The 17,701-nt window shown below is 67.6% G+C and carries 6 protein-coding genes and 1 pseudogene; 4 read left to right on the top strand and 3 right to left on the bottom strand.

Annotated features, from left to right (window positions below):
- The first annotated feature begins 1 nt into the window (after position 1).
- The 3 genes and pseudogenes from gspF (at position 2) to ACZK13_RS11845 (ending at position 15,218) form a co-directional block, all read left to right on the top strand.
- The gene (gene gspF / locus ACZK13_RS11855) at positions 2-1,201 is read left to right on the top strand and encodes a type II secretion system inner membrane protein GspF (RefSeq protein WP_180838029.1); all 1,200 of its coding nucleotides are present in this window, start codon (positions 2-4) and stop codon (positions 1,199-1,201) included.
- 217 nt (positions 1,202-1,418) lie between these two features.
- A pseudogene (locus ACZK13_RS11850) lies at positions 1,419-2,613 on the top strand (substrate-binding domain-containing protein).
- 206 nt (positions 2,614-2,819) lie between these two features.
- Positions 2,820-15,218, top strand: a complete 12,399-nt coding sequence (locus tag ACZK13_RS11845) for a filamentous haemagglutinin family protein (RefSeq protein ID WP_478481710.1) — start codon at positions 2,820-2,822, stop codon at positions 15,216-15,218.
- A 378-nt stretch (positions 15,219-15,596) separates the two neighbouring features.
- Here ACZK13_RS11845 and ACZK13_RS11840 read toward each other — a convergent pair whose 3' ends face one another.
- Genes ACZK13_RS11840 through gspH form a run of 3 tightly spaced genes read right to left on the bottom strand, consistent with a single transcriptional unit; the run spans position 15,597 to position 17,013 of the window.
- A complete protein-coding gene (locus ACZK13_RS11840) occupies positions 15,597-16,211 on the bottom strand; it encodes a prepilin-type N-terminal cleavage/methylation domain-containing protein (protein ID WP_125893654.1) in 615 nt (204 codons plus the stop codon).
- Positions 16,208-16,570, bottom strand: coding sequence for a type II secretion system minor pseudopilin GspI (gene gspI / locus ACZK13_RS11835; protein ID WP_478481709.1), 363 nt, complete (start codon positions 16,568-16,570; stop codon positions 16,208-16,210). Before gspI ends, ACZK13_RS11840 begins: the two co-directional genes overlap by 4 nt.
- Entirely contained in the window at positions 16,567-17,013 is a 447-nt protein-coding gene (gspH, locus tag ACZK13_RS11830; protein ID WP_049462512.1) for a type II secretion system minor pseudopilin GspH, read from the bottom strand. Before gspH ends, gspI begins: the two co-directional genes overlap by 4 nt.
- Positions 17,014-17,117: 104 nt before the next feature.
- Between gspH and ACZK13_RS11825 the strand changes: the two genes are divergently transcribed.
- Positions 17,118-17,582 (top strand): general secretion pathway protein, encoded by a 465-nt coding sequence (locus ACZK13_RS11825; protein WP_180838024.1) that lies wholly within the window; start codon positions 17,118-17,120, stop codon positions 17,580-17,582.
- Positions 17,583-17,701: the final 119 nt, after the last annotated feature.

Genomic DNA, 17,701 nt, shown 5'->3' with positions numbered 1-17,701 from the left:
CATGGCACTGTTCGACTACCAGGCTGCCAACGCGCAGGGCCGCATCGAGAAGGGTCAGCTGGACGCCGACAGCCCGCGCGGCGCACGCCAGCTGCTGCGCGGTCGCGGGCTGACACCCGTGCAGGTCAGCGCGGCGCGCGGTGCGGGCAGTGGCTGGGGCGCCCGCCGGCTGTCTGCCAGCGAGCTGGCCTGGGCCACGCGCCAGCTGGCCAGCCTGCTGGCCGCGAGCCTGCCGTTGGAAGCCGCATTGACTGCGGTGATCGAACAGGCCGAGCGCCCGCATGTGGCCCAGGCACTCACCGCCGTACGCGCCGACGTGCGTGCCGGCCAGCGCCTGACCGTGGCGCTGGCCGCGCGGCCGCGCGATTTCCCGCCGATCTATCGGGCGCTGGTGGGCGCAGGTGAAGACTCCGGTGACCTGGCGCGGGTGATGGAGCGCCTTGCCGACTACATCGAAGAACGCAACGCGCTGCAGGCCAAAGTACTGACCGCCTTCATCTACCCAGCGGCGATCAGCCTGGTGTCGGTGGCGATCGTGATCTTCCTGCTCAGCTACGTAGTGCCGCAGGTGGTGACCGCGTTCGTGCAGGCGCGGCAGACGCTGCCGATGCTGACCCAGGTGATGCTGGCCGCCAGCGCGTTCGTGCGCAGCTGGGGCGTGTGGGTGGGGCTGGGCATCGCTGCGCTGGTGGTGGCATGGCGGTTGGCGTTGCGCCGGCCCGAACTGCGCCTGCGATGGGACGCGATGCTGCTGCGGGTGCCGATGGTCGGGCGTTTCGTGCTGGGCGTGAACAGTGCGCGCTTTGCCTCGACGCTGGCGATCCTGCTGGATGCCGGTGTGCCACTGCTGCGTGCCTTGGAGGCGGCGCGGCAGACGCTTGGCAATGCGCTGCTGGCACGCTGTGCCGATGACGTGTCCGCGCGCGTGCGCGAAGGTGCGGCACTGGGTGCTGCGTTGAAGGTGCAGAAGGTGTATCCGCCTATCCTGGTGCACCTGGTGGCCAGCGGTGAGAAGACCGGCTCGCTGGCGCCACTGCTGGACCGCGCTGCACAGACGATCTCGCGCGAGATCGAGCGTCGCGCGATGGCGCTGACCGCGCTGCTGGAACCGACCATGATCCTGGTGATGGGCGGCGTGGTGCTGACGATCGTGCTGGCCGTGCTGATGCCGATCATGGAAATGAATCAATTGGTCCAGTGATGCGCAACGCGCATCACGGCACGCTTTCGATTCTCCACACAATCCTCCACACCTTTTTTCGATCTTCCACAGGTTTCTTAAGCGGCCTGTCATCGGCGCGGACCAGCATAGCCACGTCGCCGCAGAGTGGGCTGGGAGGCCCTCGGCGGCAGCAGGCGTGTAGTGACCGTTCCTCCCTTGGCGTTTCCCTTCGCAGTAAACCCTTCAGGAGAAGATCATGAACAAGTACAAGACCCTGGCCGCGCTGGTTGCTACCGCGCTGCTCGCCACCGCCGGTGCCGCTTCGGCGCAGACTGCCGTCACCGGTGGCGGCGCCTCGCTGCCGGCCGACCTCTACAAGGGTTCGGCTGACAGCATCCTGCCGGCCAACTTCAGCTACGCCGTGACCGGCTCGGGTACCGGCAAGAAGGCCTTCCTGGAAAACAACTCGGCGCTGTTCTCCACCACCGGTACCGTGCACTTCGCCGGTAGCGATTCGGTGCTGAGCAGCACCGAGCTGAACACCTACAACAGCACCTACAACGTGTCCGGCGATGCCAACCGCTACGGCGCCCTGGTGCAGATCCCGTCGGTGGCCACCTCGGTCACGATTCCGTTCAACAAGGCCGGTTCGGCCGTTGACCTGTCGGTGACCCAGATCTGCGGCATCTTCTCCGGCAAGATCAACAACTGGAGCCAGCTGGCGGGCCTGGGCCGTACCGGTGCCATCCAGGTTGTCTACCGTGGCGAGAGCAGCGGCACCAGCGAACTGCTGACCCGCTTCCTGACCAGCGCCTGCCAGCCGGCTGACGTGTCGGGCACCAACCTGAAGCTGGCCAACGGCGTGCCGGCGTTCTCGGTGCAGTCGACCTTCGCCAACCTGTTCACCACCGTGCCGTCGAACTTCGTCGCTGCCCCGGCCACCGGTGGCACCGCGCTGTACAACGCTGTCTATGCCGTTGACGGCCGCGTCGGCTACGTCGGCCCGGACGTCATCCCGAGCCTGACCGATGCCACCAAGGTCGCCAAGGTCAAGAGCTTCTCGCCGGATGAAGTGAGCGTGCAGGCCACGCTGGAAACCGCTGCGCCGCCGACCGGCACCGCTGCAGAGAACACCCGCGAACTGGGTTCCGGTGTTCGGCAACCCGAGCGCGGGCTATCCGATCGCTGGCTACACCAACTTCGTGTTCGGCCAGTGCTACAAGAACGCCACCGTGGGCGCCAATGTGCGCGGCTTCCTGACCCGCCATTACGGCAGCACCGTGGTCAACGGTGTGGAGCAGGGCCCGAACGACGACGCCATCCGCGCGCACAAGTTCATCCCGCTGACCAAGGCATGGCGTGATGCGGTCCGTGCTCGCTTTGCCACCGCCACCAACGCCGGTGCGGTGAACAATCCGAGCACCTGCTCGGGCATCGGTCGTCCGCTGTAACTGCGATTGCTTCTGTAGTTGCAGGAGACGTACAAGGGCGCCGGCAGCAATGCCGGCGCCTTCTGCGTCTGTCCGCTGCATGACAGTGATGGGCGTGTCGCCTTCACACCGCTACCACCGTCTATGAGGTGCAGGGCGTGCCTCGAGCAGGCCCATCCGTACACACGCCGCCGCCGACGCGGCCCATCAGGTTGACGAGGTCCCCGATGTCTCACCCGCATTCGCCCACCGCCCGTTTCCCTGCTGCCTTGTGGCGCAGCCATCCGATGGCCTGGGCCGTCGCAGTGGCCCTGGGCAGCGTGGTGGCTCCGGCCACTCAGGCCCAACAGGCGTTCAGCCCCGGCTGGTTCGCCGAGCGCGGTGCGGCGCAGGGCGCGGCGGCACAGAGCGGGCGCATGCCCAATGGCGTGCCGATCCAGTTCCAGCTACCCGCGCAGCAGCAGGATGCGGCACGGCAGAAGCTGCAGCAGTCGATCGACAACCTTGGTACGGCCGCGCAGGCCATCGCCCTGCAGCAGCGCCTGCAGGAACAGGCACGGCAGGCGCGCCGCGAGGCGGGCTTCGTGATCGCCGATGGCCTGGGCAAGGATGGCCTGAAGGTCGACGAGAATCCGCTGACCCGCGGCTGGATCAACGCCCGCGAGGCGATCCAGTCGCAGGCCGCCGACGGGCGGGTGCTGGTCAACATTGAGCAGACAGCCGACCAAGCGATCCTGAACTGGGAAACCTTCAACATTGGTGGCAACACCACACTGAATTTCCTGCAGAACCCCGACTGGGCCGTGTTGAACCGGGTCAACGATCCCGCCGCAAGGCCCAGCCAGATCCTTGGCCAGCTGAAGGCCAATGGCACGGTGTTCGTGGCCAACCGCAATGGTGTGGTGTTCGGCAACAACAGCCAGGTCAATGTCCGCAATCTGGTGGCGGCGGCAGCGCGCATCAGCGACGCGCAGTTCCGTGAGCACGGCCTGTACAGTGCCGACGCGAACACCTCGGCGCTGACCGACGCCGTGGGCAAGGTCATGGTCGAGCGCGGTGCACGCATCTCCACGCACGAACCGACCACGGCCACCCGAGGCGGTGGCTATGTACTGCTGGCCGGCCACAGTGTGGAGAACGCCGGACAGATCGAGACTCGAAAAGGCCAGGCCCAGCTCGCCGCCGGTGACAGTTTCGTGATCCGTCGCGGCATGGGCACCGCCCAGAACACCGCGTCCACCACCCGAGGCAATGAGATTGCCCCGCGCTTCATCGCTGACAGTACGGCGGGCGGCGTTCGCAACAGTGGCCTGATCCAGGCGCGCGAAGGTGACATCACCCTGGCTGGACGCCGGGTCGAACAGGCTGGCGTTGCAGTCGCGTCCACCACGCTGAATCAGCGCGGTACGGTGCACCTGTTGAACTCGGCGTCCGATGCGGCGGGCAGTGTGACCCTGGCCTCCGGCTCGACCACTGCAGTACTGCTGGAAGACGATGGCAAGAGCACGGCGCTGGACAGCCAGCGCGACGCGCTCATCAAGGAATCCACCGAGCAGGACAAGCTGCGCGGTTCCAGCAGCAGCGGCACCTTCGACAATCTTTCGCGCCTGCAGGATCGCCGCGAGCAATCGCGCATCGAAGTCGTCTCCGGCGGCGATGTGAACTTCCAGGCCGGCGCACTGGCAGTGGCCACCGGCGGCCAGGTGATCGCCGACGCCAGCCGGCGCAGCTATCTGGATGATGGCGCGCGCGTGGACGTCTCCGGTGCGGTGGGCGTGCAGGTGGCGATGGAAAGCAACAACGTCAAGGTGAAGGTGCAGGGCAATGAGTTGCGCGATTCGCCAGACAACCGTGACAGCGGCAAGCTGATCAGCAGCGAGGTGTGGATCGACCGCCGCCAGTTGACCGAAGTCGCCGCCGGTACCGGCGGCTATGAAGGTACGCGCTGGTATGCCGGCGGCGGCCTGCTGGAAGTGGGGGGCTACCTGGACAATCAGGGGCATTCGATCAGCGAATGGGCAGCACAGGGTGGAACCGTCCAGCTGGCAGGCAAGGAAGTCGTCAGCCACGCCGGTTCGCGCATCAATCTGGCCGGTGGCAGCCTGGATGTGCAGTCCGGCGTGGTGCAGCAGAGCTGGCTGCGTGGCCGCGACGGGCAGTTGTACCGGCTTGATGATGCACCGGCCGAGATGCTGTACGACGGTCTGTACCAGGGCTATGAAGTGAAGCAGGAACGGTGGGGGGTGACCGAATCGTTCCGCAATCCGCTGGTGGCACCCACCCAGCGTTTCGACAATGGCTATACCGTGGGACGCGATGCTGGCCGTCTGCTGATCTCGGCGCCCACGGCTGTCCTGCAGGGCCAGGTGGATACGGTGGCCTTCCAGGGCCTGCAGCAGACCCGCCGCCCGGACCAGGCGCAGGACGGGTACGTGCAGGCACAGACGGCCGCGGCCCGAAACGCCCAGCTCTGGCTCGGGCGTTTCGACAACACTGGCCGAAGTGCAGTGTTCGATTCGCAGATCCGCATCGGAGCGCTCGAGGCCGACACCCGGTCATGGACGTTGCAGGTGCCGATCGGGGAAACACAGCGCAATACCGTGTGGTTGGACAGTGAGGTCCTGAGCGCCCAGCGTTGGGGGCAGGTGGACCTCGCTTCGGCGGGCCGCATCGACCTGGATGGCACGCTCAGGTTGCAGGAGGGCGGCCGGCTTGGGCTCACTGCAAGCCGCGTCAGCTTCGGTGGAACGGTGCAGATTGCCGGCGGGCAGGTGGAGGCCGGCAACCTGCTTCCGGCGCTCGGCGGGCCCACGGCCCTGCTGAGGTCCGGACGCGGCGCGGTGGATGTTGCGGCGGGCGCACGGATCGATCTTGGCGGCAGTTGGAGTAACGCGCTTGCTGCGCCGGATGGCGACCCCGCGCAGGCGTGGATCGACGGTGGACAGATGCGCTTCAACAGCAGTCACGACATCCGTGTGGGTGAAGGGGCAGCGATTCTTGTCGATGCCGGCGGCGCGATCGATGGCAGTGGCAAAGGGCGCGTAGGCAAGGGCGGCAGTGTCAGCCTGCTCGCGGCCAGCACCGAGGTTGCCACCGACGGCAGCGGGCGGATCCGTATCGGCGATGGCGCAGGCTTCAGCGCGCTCGGCAATGGAAGCGGCAATTTCACGCTGGCAACAGGCGGTGCGGTGTCTATCGGCGCGCCTGGCACGGATGCATCGGCGGCGTCGTTGCGATTGCAGTCAGCACTGTTCAGGAGTGGCTTTGCCCGCTATGACATCGCCGGTCACAACGGTTTGACAGTTGAAGACGGTACTCAGCTAACGGTGGAACGACCGGCGCTGCGCCTGGCCGAGGGCGCACAACAGGCACTGGCCCGCGAGCAGGGCGTGCAGGCTTGGATGCCATCGTTGTATGAGGCCGATCCGACAAGCGGACGCGTATCGCAGCGCGGCGGCGCGAGCCTGGCACTGCGCGCGGGGCATCTGCTGTCCACGGCCGATCTGCGCGTTGGCAAGGGCGCAAGGATCGAGGTCGATGCCGGCCAGACGATCGAACTGTTCAGCGCCGGCAACCTGGACGTGGCTGGCAGTCTGAAGGCGGCCGGCGGCCGTATCCGCCTGGACGAGGCATTCGATCCGACCGGTGTGCGTGGCGATCAACGCCGCGAACGTCGCTGGACGATTGCCGAGGGCGCCCTGCTGGACGTGAGCGGCGACAGCGTTTCCCTGCCCGACGCGCGCGGGACATTGCGCGGACAGGTGCGCAAGGGCGGAACGATCGAGATCGGGGGGGCGTTGGACTGGGAAGACCAGGACAACGTACGCCACTTGCCGCCCGATACCTTCGTGGTGGTGGAGCGCGGTGCGCGGCTGGACGCGTCCGGTGCTTCGGCGCTGCTGGACATTGATGGCAGCGGGCGCACCCGGGTGGACAGCGACGGCGGCAGTATCGTGCTGCGCGCCGGCAATGCGCTGTACCTGCAGGGCGACCTGGAGGCAGCAGCGGGCGGCGACGGCGCGCGCGGTGGCACCCTCGGCGTTGCCTTCGGTGGCGGAACCTACGGCAGAACGGCAATGAACAAGGAAGTGCTGGCGCCGAGGGTGATCTCGCTGACCCAGCACGCCGCGCAGACGACCGACCTGCCTGCACGCCTTGAGTACGGCCATGCGGCACTGTCGGTGGAGCAGATCGAGGCCGGTGGTTTCGATCATCTGGCCCTGTTCGGCGACATCCGCGCCCAGGGAGATGTCAATCTGCGCATGGACCAGAGCCTGCGCATTCAGGGCTTGAATGAGCGTTACCTCGGCCTCGTCCCGAGCAACAGCGAGGGCGGCCGCCTGCAACTGGGCGCGCCATATGTCCGCCTTGCGCAGGGGCGCTGGTGGCAGCCGGCCGGGGAAGGCACGTTGCGCCCACTGGAGGCAGCGTTCGACAGCGGCCGCCAGCATCGCCTGGACGTGAGCGCCGATCTGATCGACCTGCGCGACGTCACCTGGCTGGCGGGATTTGATCAGGTCGCGCTGCGCAGCCGCGGTGACATTCGCATGCTGGCCGCGGTCGCCAGTAGTTCACGGGAATCCACGCTTGCAAGCCCGGGTTCGATCGATATCAGCGCCGCACGCATGTATCCGGCGGCCCGGGCCAAGGGACGCATCGTGGCGGGCGTACCCGACATCGGGCCTTCAGGCCTGCCGTCCTGGCAGAACCCCGACGCCGTACTGCGCATCCATGGCATTGCAGGCGGCGCGCAACCGGCACCGGACTCTGCGTTCGGAAGCCTGGAGCTGGTGGCGGCGACGGTGGTGCAGGGCGGCAATGTGCAGGCGCCGTGGGGCCATGTACAGCTGGGCGGCAGGGAATTCAACGCCGATGCGGCCAGCCGCGTCGACCTGCTTGCAGGCAGCGTGACGTCGGTGAGCGGTGCCGGCCTGCAGCTGCCGTTTGGCGGTACCGTGGATGGTGTGGGCTGGCGCCGTAACGGTGCCGACTTCGATGTGCTGGGCCCCGGCTCGACCAACATCCCGATCGGTATCGACATCGTCGCCAACGCTTTCAATGGCGTGGCGGGCAGTGTGCTGGACGTCTCCGGCGGAGGCGAGCTGTCCGGTGCCGCATTCGTGGCGGGGCGCGGCGGCTCGGTGGACATCCTGAGGCACGCGCTGGCGGATGCGAACCCGCGCTACCGCTTCAGCGGCAGCGACAATGCGGTCTACGCGATCATGCCGGGACGCTCGGACACGCAGGCGCCGCAGGCGATTGCTGATGGCAGCACCGATCCGCGCATCGGCCAGCAGATCGTCATACCTGCCGGGGTTCCCGGCCTCCCGGCGGGAACCTACATGCTGCTGCCGGCCAGCTACGCACTGCAGAAGGGCGCATTCCGCGTCGAAATTGGCGCCGAAAGCGCCGTCGGCAGCCGCCAGGCAGTGGCGACCGGCACGGGTTCCTGGCGCGTCAGTGGACACCAGGCGCAGAGCCTGGGCGGTGGAGTTTCATCGCTGCTCACCGATCTGGTGCTGACGCCGGCGGATGTGGTGCGCCGCCATGCCAGCTACAACGAGACCCCCTACAGCGCGTTCGTACAGGGCGTGGCTGAGCGGCGTGGTGAAGCGCTGCGCTGGCGGCCTACGGACGCCGGCAACCTCAGCCTGGCACTGGGTGAGGGCGCCGGACGTTCGAGCGTGCCAGCCGCGATCTTCCAAGGCGTGTCGCGCTTCAACGCCGGCAGCAATGACGGGCGGGGCGGCACGCTTTCGGTCAATCTGCTCGCCTCCAATGAGGCGACGTTGGAGATTGCCACCGAAGGCGGTAGTGCCGGCAGCGGCAGCGGCGCCACCCTCTTCGATTCGGCGCTCAATGCGTTCCGCCCGGAGACGATGCTGATCGGCGGCGTGCTGCGGCGTGACGCGACGACCCATTCGCTGGAGGGCAGGGCGCAGCACATCGTGGTGCGCAACGGCGTCAACCTGACGGCGCAGGAAGTGCTTCTGTCGGCCGCGTTCGGAGGCAAGGGAATCCTGGTGGAGCAGGGCGCTTCGATCGATACCTTGACCGGGGCAAATACCTCGCGCGTGGCACAGCCCACGGCGCCCTACCTGGTGTCGGGCGGCCTGCTTGCCGTGTCCAACCAGCGCTTGACGGCGCTCAGTGCGCAGGGCGGCAGTGCCGGCGGTCCGGTGGCGATCGACATCGGCGGATGCGTGGTGGACTGCAATGGCCAGACCCGGTTGCTGTCGGCAGGCAGCATCAACGTGGTCACCGACGGCGCGCTGAGCATTGGCGACGCGGTGAGCTACGGCACGCGCCAGCTCGGCCTGGGCATGTCGGCGCTCAATCTCGGCAGCGCCGAGGCCATTGCGGCGGCAGCGGCGGCCGGCGCCCTGCCGGCGGGCATGACCATGAACCAGGAGGTGTTGCAGCGATTGCTGCGGGGAAACACCGCGACCGGCGCGCCGGCGCTGGAGGCCCTCAGCCTGACCGCGCGCGATGCCATCAATGTCTTCGGCAGCGTGGACCTGGACACCCGTGAGGGCGCAACCGGACGCAGCAGCCTGCGCAGCCTGGTGCTGGGCGCCCCTGCCATTCATGGCTACGGCTCTGCGGCCGACCACGCGCGCATCTTCGCCGATACGCTGGTCTGGGACGGTACGCTGGCCGGCACCACGTTGCCCGGCGGTGAGCAGACCCAGCCGGCCGGCGAGGCGATGGTGGGCCGGCTTGGCCAAGGGCAGCTGGAAATCAATGCACGGGTGCTGGAGCTGGGGCGTGCGCCCTTTACCCGGCCCAGTTCGTCGGTGGCCGCGGATCGCCAGGTGCTCGGCTTCGCCGGCGTTACCCTGGCAGCATCGGATCGCATGTTGTTCTCCGGCAAGGGCAGCCTGGATGTCTTCCAGCGGCAGGGCGATTACGTGGCAGGCAGCGGCTGGCAGTTCAGCGGCGGCGCGCTGGATATCGTTACCCCGCTGCTGACCGGCAGTGCGGGCGCTCAGCTGGCAATCCGCAATGGCGGTACGGTGCAGGTGCGCGGTGCTGCGGCAACCGCGGGCAGCGATGCGTTGGGTGCGGAGTTGTCCATCACGGCCGAACGCGTTGTGATCGACAGCCGGGTGGCGCTGGCGTCCGGCCGGTTCGAAGCCAATGCCCGCCAGGGCGTGGCGCTTGGCAGCAATGCAGTGCTGGACATGGCGGGGCGGAAGGTCAGCCTGTTCGACGTGGACAAGTACAGTTGGGGCGGCGACGTAGCGCTGTCGAGCCGTGACGGTGACATCGTTGCCGACGCGGCGTCGCGCATCGATCTTTCTGCCCGCAACAACCGCGGCGGCCGCTTGACGGTCGCTGCGCTGGGCGCGCAGGGCGGCCGTGTGGATCTGGCAGGCACGTTGCTTGGCGGAGCCAGCGGCCGCTACGACGCCGGTGGCACTGAAGTGCCCTACGACGGCGGCGAGCTGGTAGTGCGTGCACGCCAGTTGCAGGACTTCTCCGGCCTGAACACCCGGCTTACCGCCGGTGGCATTACCGGTGGCCGGACGTTCCAGTTGAGCGAAGGCGGCCTGGTGATTGGCGATGAAGTGAAGGCACGCAACGTGGATATCAGCGTCGATGGCGGCAGCCTGCTCGTCAATGGCCGCATTGATGCCAGTGGCGAACAGGTCGGCAGCATCCGCCTGTCCGCCCGCGATGTGTTGCGTATCGACGGCACATTGGACGCGCATGGCAGCGCCTTGCGCGTCGATAGTTACGGCAAGATCATCGACAGCCCGAACCGGGCGATGATCGAACTGACCTCGGCCAGTGGCAGCCTGCAGCTGGGCGCGACCTCATCGATGGACCTGCGCGCCGGCACCTCGGTGGCCACGGGTAGCAGCCCGGGTCAGAACGATGGCCGCGCACGCGGCAGCGTCAAGCTCAACGTGCCACGCGTGGGCAGCAACGACGCTGCGATTGACGTGGCCAGCGGACTCCGCATCGCCGGTGCCGCCGATCTCCAGGTCAACGCCTTCCGCAGCTATGATTCGGCGCCGTTGACAAGCGCTCCGGACGTGCATGGCCATCGTCCGCAGGTGATCAACCAGCATTGGCTGGACACGGTTGTGGACCCGGACAACAGCCAGTGGATGAATGCCGCACTGGCCAATGCGGGATTGCAGCAGCGCACTGCCGCACTGGGCAGCTATCGCCTGCGTCCCGGCGTGCAGATCGTGGCGCGGACCAGCAGTGACAACCCGCGTGGCGATCTGGTCGTGGCCGGCGATATCGATCTGTCCGGCTACCGCTACGGACCGCAGTCGAACCGGACCGATCCAGCGCGCCGAGGCTTCGGTGAATCGGCAGCGCTGGTGCTGCGCGCCGAAGGCGATATCAACGTCTACGGCAGCATCAACGATGGATTCGCGCCGCCGCCTGCCAATCCCGATGAGGACGGCTGGGTGCTGCTGGAGGGGCGCAGTGCCGGTACGCCCAACACGGCGTTCGGTGGCGACCTGATCGTGCCCGGCGAAGGTGTACAGCTGCAGCGCGGCACCGAATTCCGTGCTGGCGCGACGCTGAACTATGCACTTCCCTTCGAGGCCGTGACCCTGCCCGCGGGAACCGTGCTGCCGGCAGAGATGGTGTTGTCCGGACCGCTCCTGCTGCCGGCCGGTACCGTGCTGGGCGCGGTAGTGACCACAGACAGCGGGCAGGTGATGGCGGCCGGCACCGTGCTGGCAGAGGCGCTGGCCTTGCAGTCCGGTGCCCGACTGGGTGCCGGTTTCCGCCTGCGCACGCCGGCGCCGTTGGCCGCACAGGTGTGGCCGGCCGGCGTCACCCTGCCCATGGCGATGAAGCTTTCAGGCGCGCTGAACCTGCATGCCGGTGCGATCATCCCGTCGATGACCAAGGTGGAGCTGCCAGGCGATGCACCGGTGAAGCTGCGGGCGGCCGACGCCAGCGGGCGCCAGGGGCGAAACTGGGCGCTGGCGGCGATGCTGCCCGAAGGCACCACCTCGTGGGATCTGACTGCAGTGGCCGGTGCCGATACGACCGCTGCCGATCCGCGTACCCGCAGCTGGGGAAGTGACGGCAGCATCGTGCTGGCCGACAGCCACTACAGCACCATCGGGACGGTGACCAAGACGACGGAATGGAAGGGTGATCGAATCGTCAATTTGGAAGGTTCTCTGTACTGGTGGGGCGATGAGAGTCTGGCCGGAAAGTCACCTGCCGAGGTGGCCGAGATCATCGGGACCACCGAGGCGGAGATCTGTGGCGCAGGCGCCTTCTGCGGCCCCGCCCCGCGCCTGGTGGACAAGGAAGGCTCGCTGGCATGGTGGGGCGATGAATCCTGGGTCGGTCGCCCGGCTACGGAACTGGGCGCCGAGATGGGCATGTCGGAGGAAGAGATCTGCGCGGCAATGGGCTACTGCTACGGCGGCGGCACGCTTACCGAAGTCACCACCTACGGCAAGCGCCTGGGCGCACCGGCCTGGAGCGTGCTGCGTACCGGCAAGGGTGATCTGGCACTGCTGGCCGCGCAGGACGTGCGCATGAAGTCCGGCTTCGGCGTGTACACCGCAGGTGCGCCGACGCTGCTGGGCGATGGCAGCGACCCCCAGTTCAATCCGGTGCGAACGGCTGCGCCCTGGCACACCTCGCTGCTGGGAAAGAACCAGGTCTCGGGCAACTATGATGCGGCACTGGCCAGTTACCGTGCGTGGTATCCCGACCATGGCGGCGATCTCAGGGTTGAAGCCGGGCGCGACATCATCGGCGACGCCTGGACCGCCCGGTCCGAATCCGGTACGGCGCAGCGCGACCAGGCCGGGCATTCAAGCGCAGCCGTGGGCGGCTGGTTGTGGCGGCAGGGTACGGGCACCACCGAAGGCGTCCAGGCAACACCGACGAGCTGGTGGATCAACTTCGGCACGTACAGCACCGTGGGCGCCGAAGCGGACGCAGCTCCCCGCATGGTCGGGTTCACCGGCTTCGGCACGCTGGGAGGCGGCAATCTGTCACTGGAAGCGGGCCGCCACGCGGGCGTGCTCGACCCGATGGGCAATGCCCTGGGTCTGTTGACCGCGCCTCATTCCAGCGCGATTGTCGCTGCGGTAGGGTCGACCGGGCGCGTCAGCAATGGTGAGCTGCATCTGACCGGTGGCGGCGACCTGACCCTGCGCAGTGGCGGTGCGTTGAATCCTGGCCTGCGCGCCAGCGCGCAGCAGCCGGAGAGTTTCCTGCAGGATCTGGATCTCAATGGCGCGATGACCAACCTGCGCGGCAGCACCCTGCTGCAGGCGGCACGCATCGGTGGCCTCAGCGCGATACAGAGCAGCTACGGAACGCTGGGCCTGATGGATCCGTTCGTGGCGGACGCCCCGGTGGCGATGGCGGGGCCCCTGCTCATTCTGGGTGATTCCACTGCCCGCCTGCAGGCCCGTGGTGACATTGTTCTCGGTGGCGCCGCAGATGCAGGGCGTGTACCGACGGCCAACTACAACGACGTGGTTCTGGGCGATGGCCAGCATGCAGCTGGCACGACGTGGTTCTCGCTCTGGACCCGAGGCACGGCACTGGACCTGTTCTCGGCAGGCGGAAATCTCGCACCCAGCCTGGCCGGAACTCTGCATGCAACCGGTAGCAACATGTTCGCTGAAGGCATCGCGCTGCGCGAGCAATCCGTTCCCGCCAGCATCAATTACTGGCTGTATCCGTCCAGGTTCAGCGCGGTGGCAGCGAGTGGTGACATCATCAGCGCCCCGCTTCGAGGTCTCGGACCAGGGGCGACTACGGGCGATGTGATCCTGCTCGCGCCTTCGGCCAGCGGCCAGCTCGATGTTCTGGCCGGAGGCTCGATCCATGCCGCGATCAACGCCACCGGCATTGCACGTTCCGGTAGCGACGCCCGCCTGCCTGGCCCGTTTGATCCTGCATTCGTGGCCCAGCGGGGCGCCAGCCTGACCCGGGTCGGCCACAATCTCTCCGACGATGGGGTGCAGGGAGCGGATCCGTCGGCGAACCTGCCCTTGTTCGCGTTCGGCCCCAGTACTCCGACCACGGGTGCGCTGACGTCCCGGCCCACGTCGCCCAGCCGCTTCTATGCCGTTGCCGGTGACATCATCGGGTTGGGCAGCGGCGGGCGCAGGCAATTGAGGCGGAACATCGGCGAGGAGAGCCGGACACTGTTCGACTGGTACGAAGCGGGCTCGGCCGTACAGCTGCGCGCCGGTCGCGACGTGATCAATGCGAACGTCACCGCGCTCAACACCAGCGGTACCGATATCAGCGGGATCGAGGCGGGCCGGGACATCATCCGCAGCAACCTGACGGTGGCCGGCCCTGGCAACGTTGAAGTGAGTGCGGGCCGGCAGCTGCGCCAGGAAGAGGCCGGAAGCATCGTGAGCCTGGGTGGCGTCGTCCAGGGCGATGCCCGTCCCGGTGCCAGCATCGCAGTGACTGCCGGCAATCAGGGCATTGACTTCGATGCACTGCGCACGCGCTACCTGGACCCGGTCAACCTGGCCGACCCGGCGCAGTCGCTGGCATCGCAGCCCGGCAAGGCGGTGAAGATCTATGACAAGGAGTTGAAGCAGTGGCTGCAGCAGCGCTTCGGCCTGGCCGTCGACGGCGCCGAGGCGCTGGCTGCGTTCGACCGGTTGCCGAGCGAACAGCAACGGATGTTCCTGCGCCAGGTCTACTACGCCGAACTGCGCGAAGGCGGCCGCGAGTACAACGATCGGAATGGGCCACGTGTTGGTTCTTACCTGCGGGGCCGTGAGGCCATCGCCACGCTGATGCCGGACAAGGATGCAGCAGGTGCGACGATCCAACGCACCGGCGATATCCTGATGTATGGCGGCGCCGGCGTACGTACCGAAGCCGGTGGCAACATCGAGCTGATGGCACCGGGCGGACAGATCGTGGTGGGTGTGCAGGGCGTGGTGCCACCGGCCAGTGCCGGGCTGGTGACCCAAGGGCAGGGTGACATCCGGCTGTTCAGCCAGGACAGCGTGCTGCTGGGCCTGTCGCGGGTGATGACGACGTTCGGCGGTGACATCCTGGCCTGGTCGGAGCAGGGTGACATCAATGCCGGTCGCGGTTCGCGGACCACCTTGTTGTACACGCCGCCGCGTCGCGTCTATGACGGCTGGGGCAATGTGATCCTGTCGCCGCAGGCTCCCGCCAGTGGCGCAGGCATCGCCACCTTGAACCCCATCGCCGAAGTGCCGCCGGGCGACGTCGACCTGATCGCGCCGCTGGGCACCATCGATGCGGGCGAAGCGGGCATCCGTGTTTCGGGCAACATCAACCTTGCCGCGCTGCAGGTGCTCAACGCGGCCAACATCCAGGTGCAGGGTGAGAGCAAGGGCCTGCCGGTGTTGGCCACGGTGAACGTCAATGCGCTGGCGTCGGCCAGTGCTGCAGCGAACAGTGCCAGCCAGGCCGCACAGGACGTGATGCGCAAGAGCCAGGACGACGCGCGGCGCAACCAGCCATCGGTGATCAGCGTGCAGATCCTCGGCTTCGGCAGTGGCACCAGCAGCATTGCGCCGCCGGCACGCGGTACCACTGCCAACAGCGGCTACGACGCCAACAGCGCCTTCCAGTTCCCGCAGGCAAGCCGCGACGAAGGCACGCAGCGCCGATAGGCATTGCACGCCACGGTAGGTGCCGACCTTGGTCGGCACGCATTGCCCGGTGCACCGCATCGGGCTGCAGCATCGGGCCAGCCGCCAGGGAACGGTGGCGGCCCCAGCCAGGACGGCACGGAGGGCAGGGAGAGGCCATCAGCGGTGAGGACCACTGACACAGCGCCGCCGGGTGCAGGAGAGCGCCCGGCGGCAGGAGGGACGCGCATGTGTCACGGTAGATGCCGACCTTGGTCGGCGGTAGATCCTCGCCATGCGTGGATGCCCGGACAGCGTCAGTGCCGACCAACGGTCGGCACCCACCAGAGCAGGCTCTGCAGTAGAAGCAGCTCGGCAGTAGATCCACGCCATGCGTGGATGCGGTGCCACGAACCAATCTTAAAGCTCCAGTACCCGCCGGTAACTCAACGGCCCACGCCCATCGCGCAGGCCCAACCGCAGTTCAAGTCCGGTGGCCGGCAATACCTCGCCCTCGCTCGGCAACACGGCCCATCCCGTTCCAGGCTGCCACGCCCGCACCTCGAACCGCTGCACATCGCGCGCCACCGCAATGCCCTTCGACGGATCTGGTGCGGGCAGGGGATACCGGTCCGTAGCCGCACCACTGGCCCGCCACAGCGTGCTGCCCTGCCGCCACCAGCGCACCCGCTGCCAGTGCAGCCCATCACTGCCGACACTGCGGGTGATCTCCAGCGCGAAGCTGCCATCCGGGTGCCGCTCGCTCACCAGCGACGGGGGCAGCAATCGCTGCGGACGATCTGCCGGGCGCACCGCGCCATTCATCAGCGCATCGTCGGCACGCATTTCAATATCGCGCTGGAACTGCTGCAGCACGCGCAGCGCCGTCGTGGTCTCGGCATCGGCCTGGCGCAGGCGCTGGTCGCTGCTGGCCACGCTGTCCAGCGCACGCCAGCAGATCAGCGCCAGCACGCCCATGATGGTGATCGCGATCATCACCTCGATCAGGGTGAAGCCACGCACGGCGCGCCTCATTGCGCCGCCGTCCACGGCAGCTGCATCCGGGCCAGCGACTGTCGCGGTGCATCTTCGGCCACCACGGTCAATTCCAGTTGCGGCTGCCCGTCGCTGCCAGTGCCCAGATGCTGCAGGACCAGGAAGCTGCCGCGTCCCTGCACACAGCGCTGCCGCGCATCCCGCGGCGGCTGCCCGACGAGGCGCAGCTCCTGCCAGCGGTCCTGCGCGCACAACAGCGCCAGGCGACGGTCGCGCAGCCATGACTGATCGTCGGTCGCCACTGCCACCGAGCGCATCACCGCAGCCAGTGCAATCGATACGATCGCCAGCGCGATCAGCACCTCGATCAGGGTGAATCCGCACGCCGTCTGCTTCACTGCACGACCTGCAATTGTCCGCTGCCATCATCACGAAGACGCAGTGCGCGGCCGTCCAGCGACAGTCCAAGCTCCCAGGCGGTACCGATCCACTCCGGGCTCAGCTCGATGGCGTTGGTGGGCTGCACCGCGATGCCTGCAGCCTGCCACTTCTGTGGACGCAGCAGATCATCGCGTTCAACGGTGACCCAGCGGCTGCCTTCGAGGCGGCTGAAACGATAGCCGGCGGCGTCGGCCTGCCAGCGCAGGGGGCGGCCATCGATGCGGGCCTCGTCGCGCGCCACCTGCAGGCGCTGCGCCAGTCGTTCGCCTTCCTGCCGCAGCTGGCGCGCGGGGTCGAGCAGGCTGCCCAGGCCCAGGCCGATGCCTGCCGTGCAGATGCCGATGATCACCAGCACCACCATCAGTTCCAGCAGGGTGAAACCACGCGGGATGCGTCGCATCGACATTGCCTCCTGTCCCTTGCCGATGCGTGCCAGCGTAGGCCCGCATGATGAAACAAAAGCGTCAGCCGCACCTGCTAGCGTAGGCGGACACGAACGTGGCGATGATGTGGAACATGGACGGCAGGCGCTGGGATCGGAATCGGATGTTGACCCTGCTGGCGGCGACGCTGCTGCTGGCCGTGGTGGCCTATTGGAGCGTCACCCTGTCTGCGGTGGCGCCAGCGGCGGCCGCGAGCGAAGCGCATGCCGAGGCGCCGGTACGGCCGATGTTCGATGCAGTGGCCAGCCTGCCACTGGTGCGGCTGCTGTCGCCCGGTGCGGTGCAGACCGAGGTGGTCGTGCTGGGCGTGATGGCGGGTGACCATGCGCCATTGGCCCTGCTCTCGGTAGATGGACGCCCAGCGGAAGCGTATGCGCCCGGCCAAAGACTCGGACCCTGCACGGTACTGGCCAGCATCAGTGCCAGCGCAGTGGAACTGAACCAGGCCGGGCAATCGCGCAGCCTGCCGGTGCCCGCGCTGCCAGCGGTGCCGACCGATGGCATCGTGCCCGCCAGCTCCCTGTAGAGCCGAGCCCACGCTCGGCTGCGTCTGGAAGAACAGTCGAGCAAGGCTCGACTCTACAAAATCCAGTGGAGCATGGCTCGACTCTACAAAATCCTGCCGAGCGCGGGCCCGGCTCCACG

It is taken from the genome of Stenotrophomonas sp. 99219_Sma (assembly GCF_056480785.1).
The sequence above is the reverse complement of the archived record's forward strand: the minus strand, read 5'-3'. Positions and strand labels throughout refer to the sequence as shown.

What these genes read in the sequence shown, in the direction of transcription:
- gspF (WP_180838029.1), top strand. Translation starts at nt 2, where the DNA reads ATGGCACTGTTCGACTACCAGGCTGCCAACGCGCAGGGCCGCATCGAG.
- ACZK13_RS11845 (WP_478481710.1), top strand. Translation starts at nt 2,820, where the DNA reads ATGTCTCACCCGCATTCGCCCACCGCCCGTTTCCCTGCTGCCTTGTGG.
- ACZK13_RS11840 (WP_125893654.1), bottom strand. Translation starts at nt 16,211, where the DNA reads ATGAGGCGCGCCGTGCGTGGCTTCACCCTGATCGAGGTGATGATCGCG.
- gspH (WP_049462512.1), bottom strand. Translation starts at nt 17,013, where the DNA reads ATGCGACGCATCCCGCGTGGTTTCACCCTGCTGGAACTGATGGTGGTG.
- ACZK13_RS11825 (WP_180838024.1), top strand. Translation starts at nt 17,118, where the DNA reads ATGATGTGGAACATGGACGGCAGGCGCTGGGATCGGAATCGGATGTTG.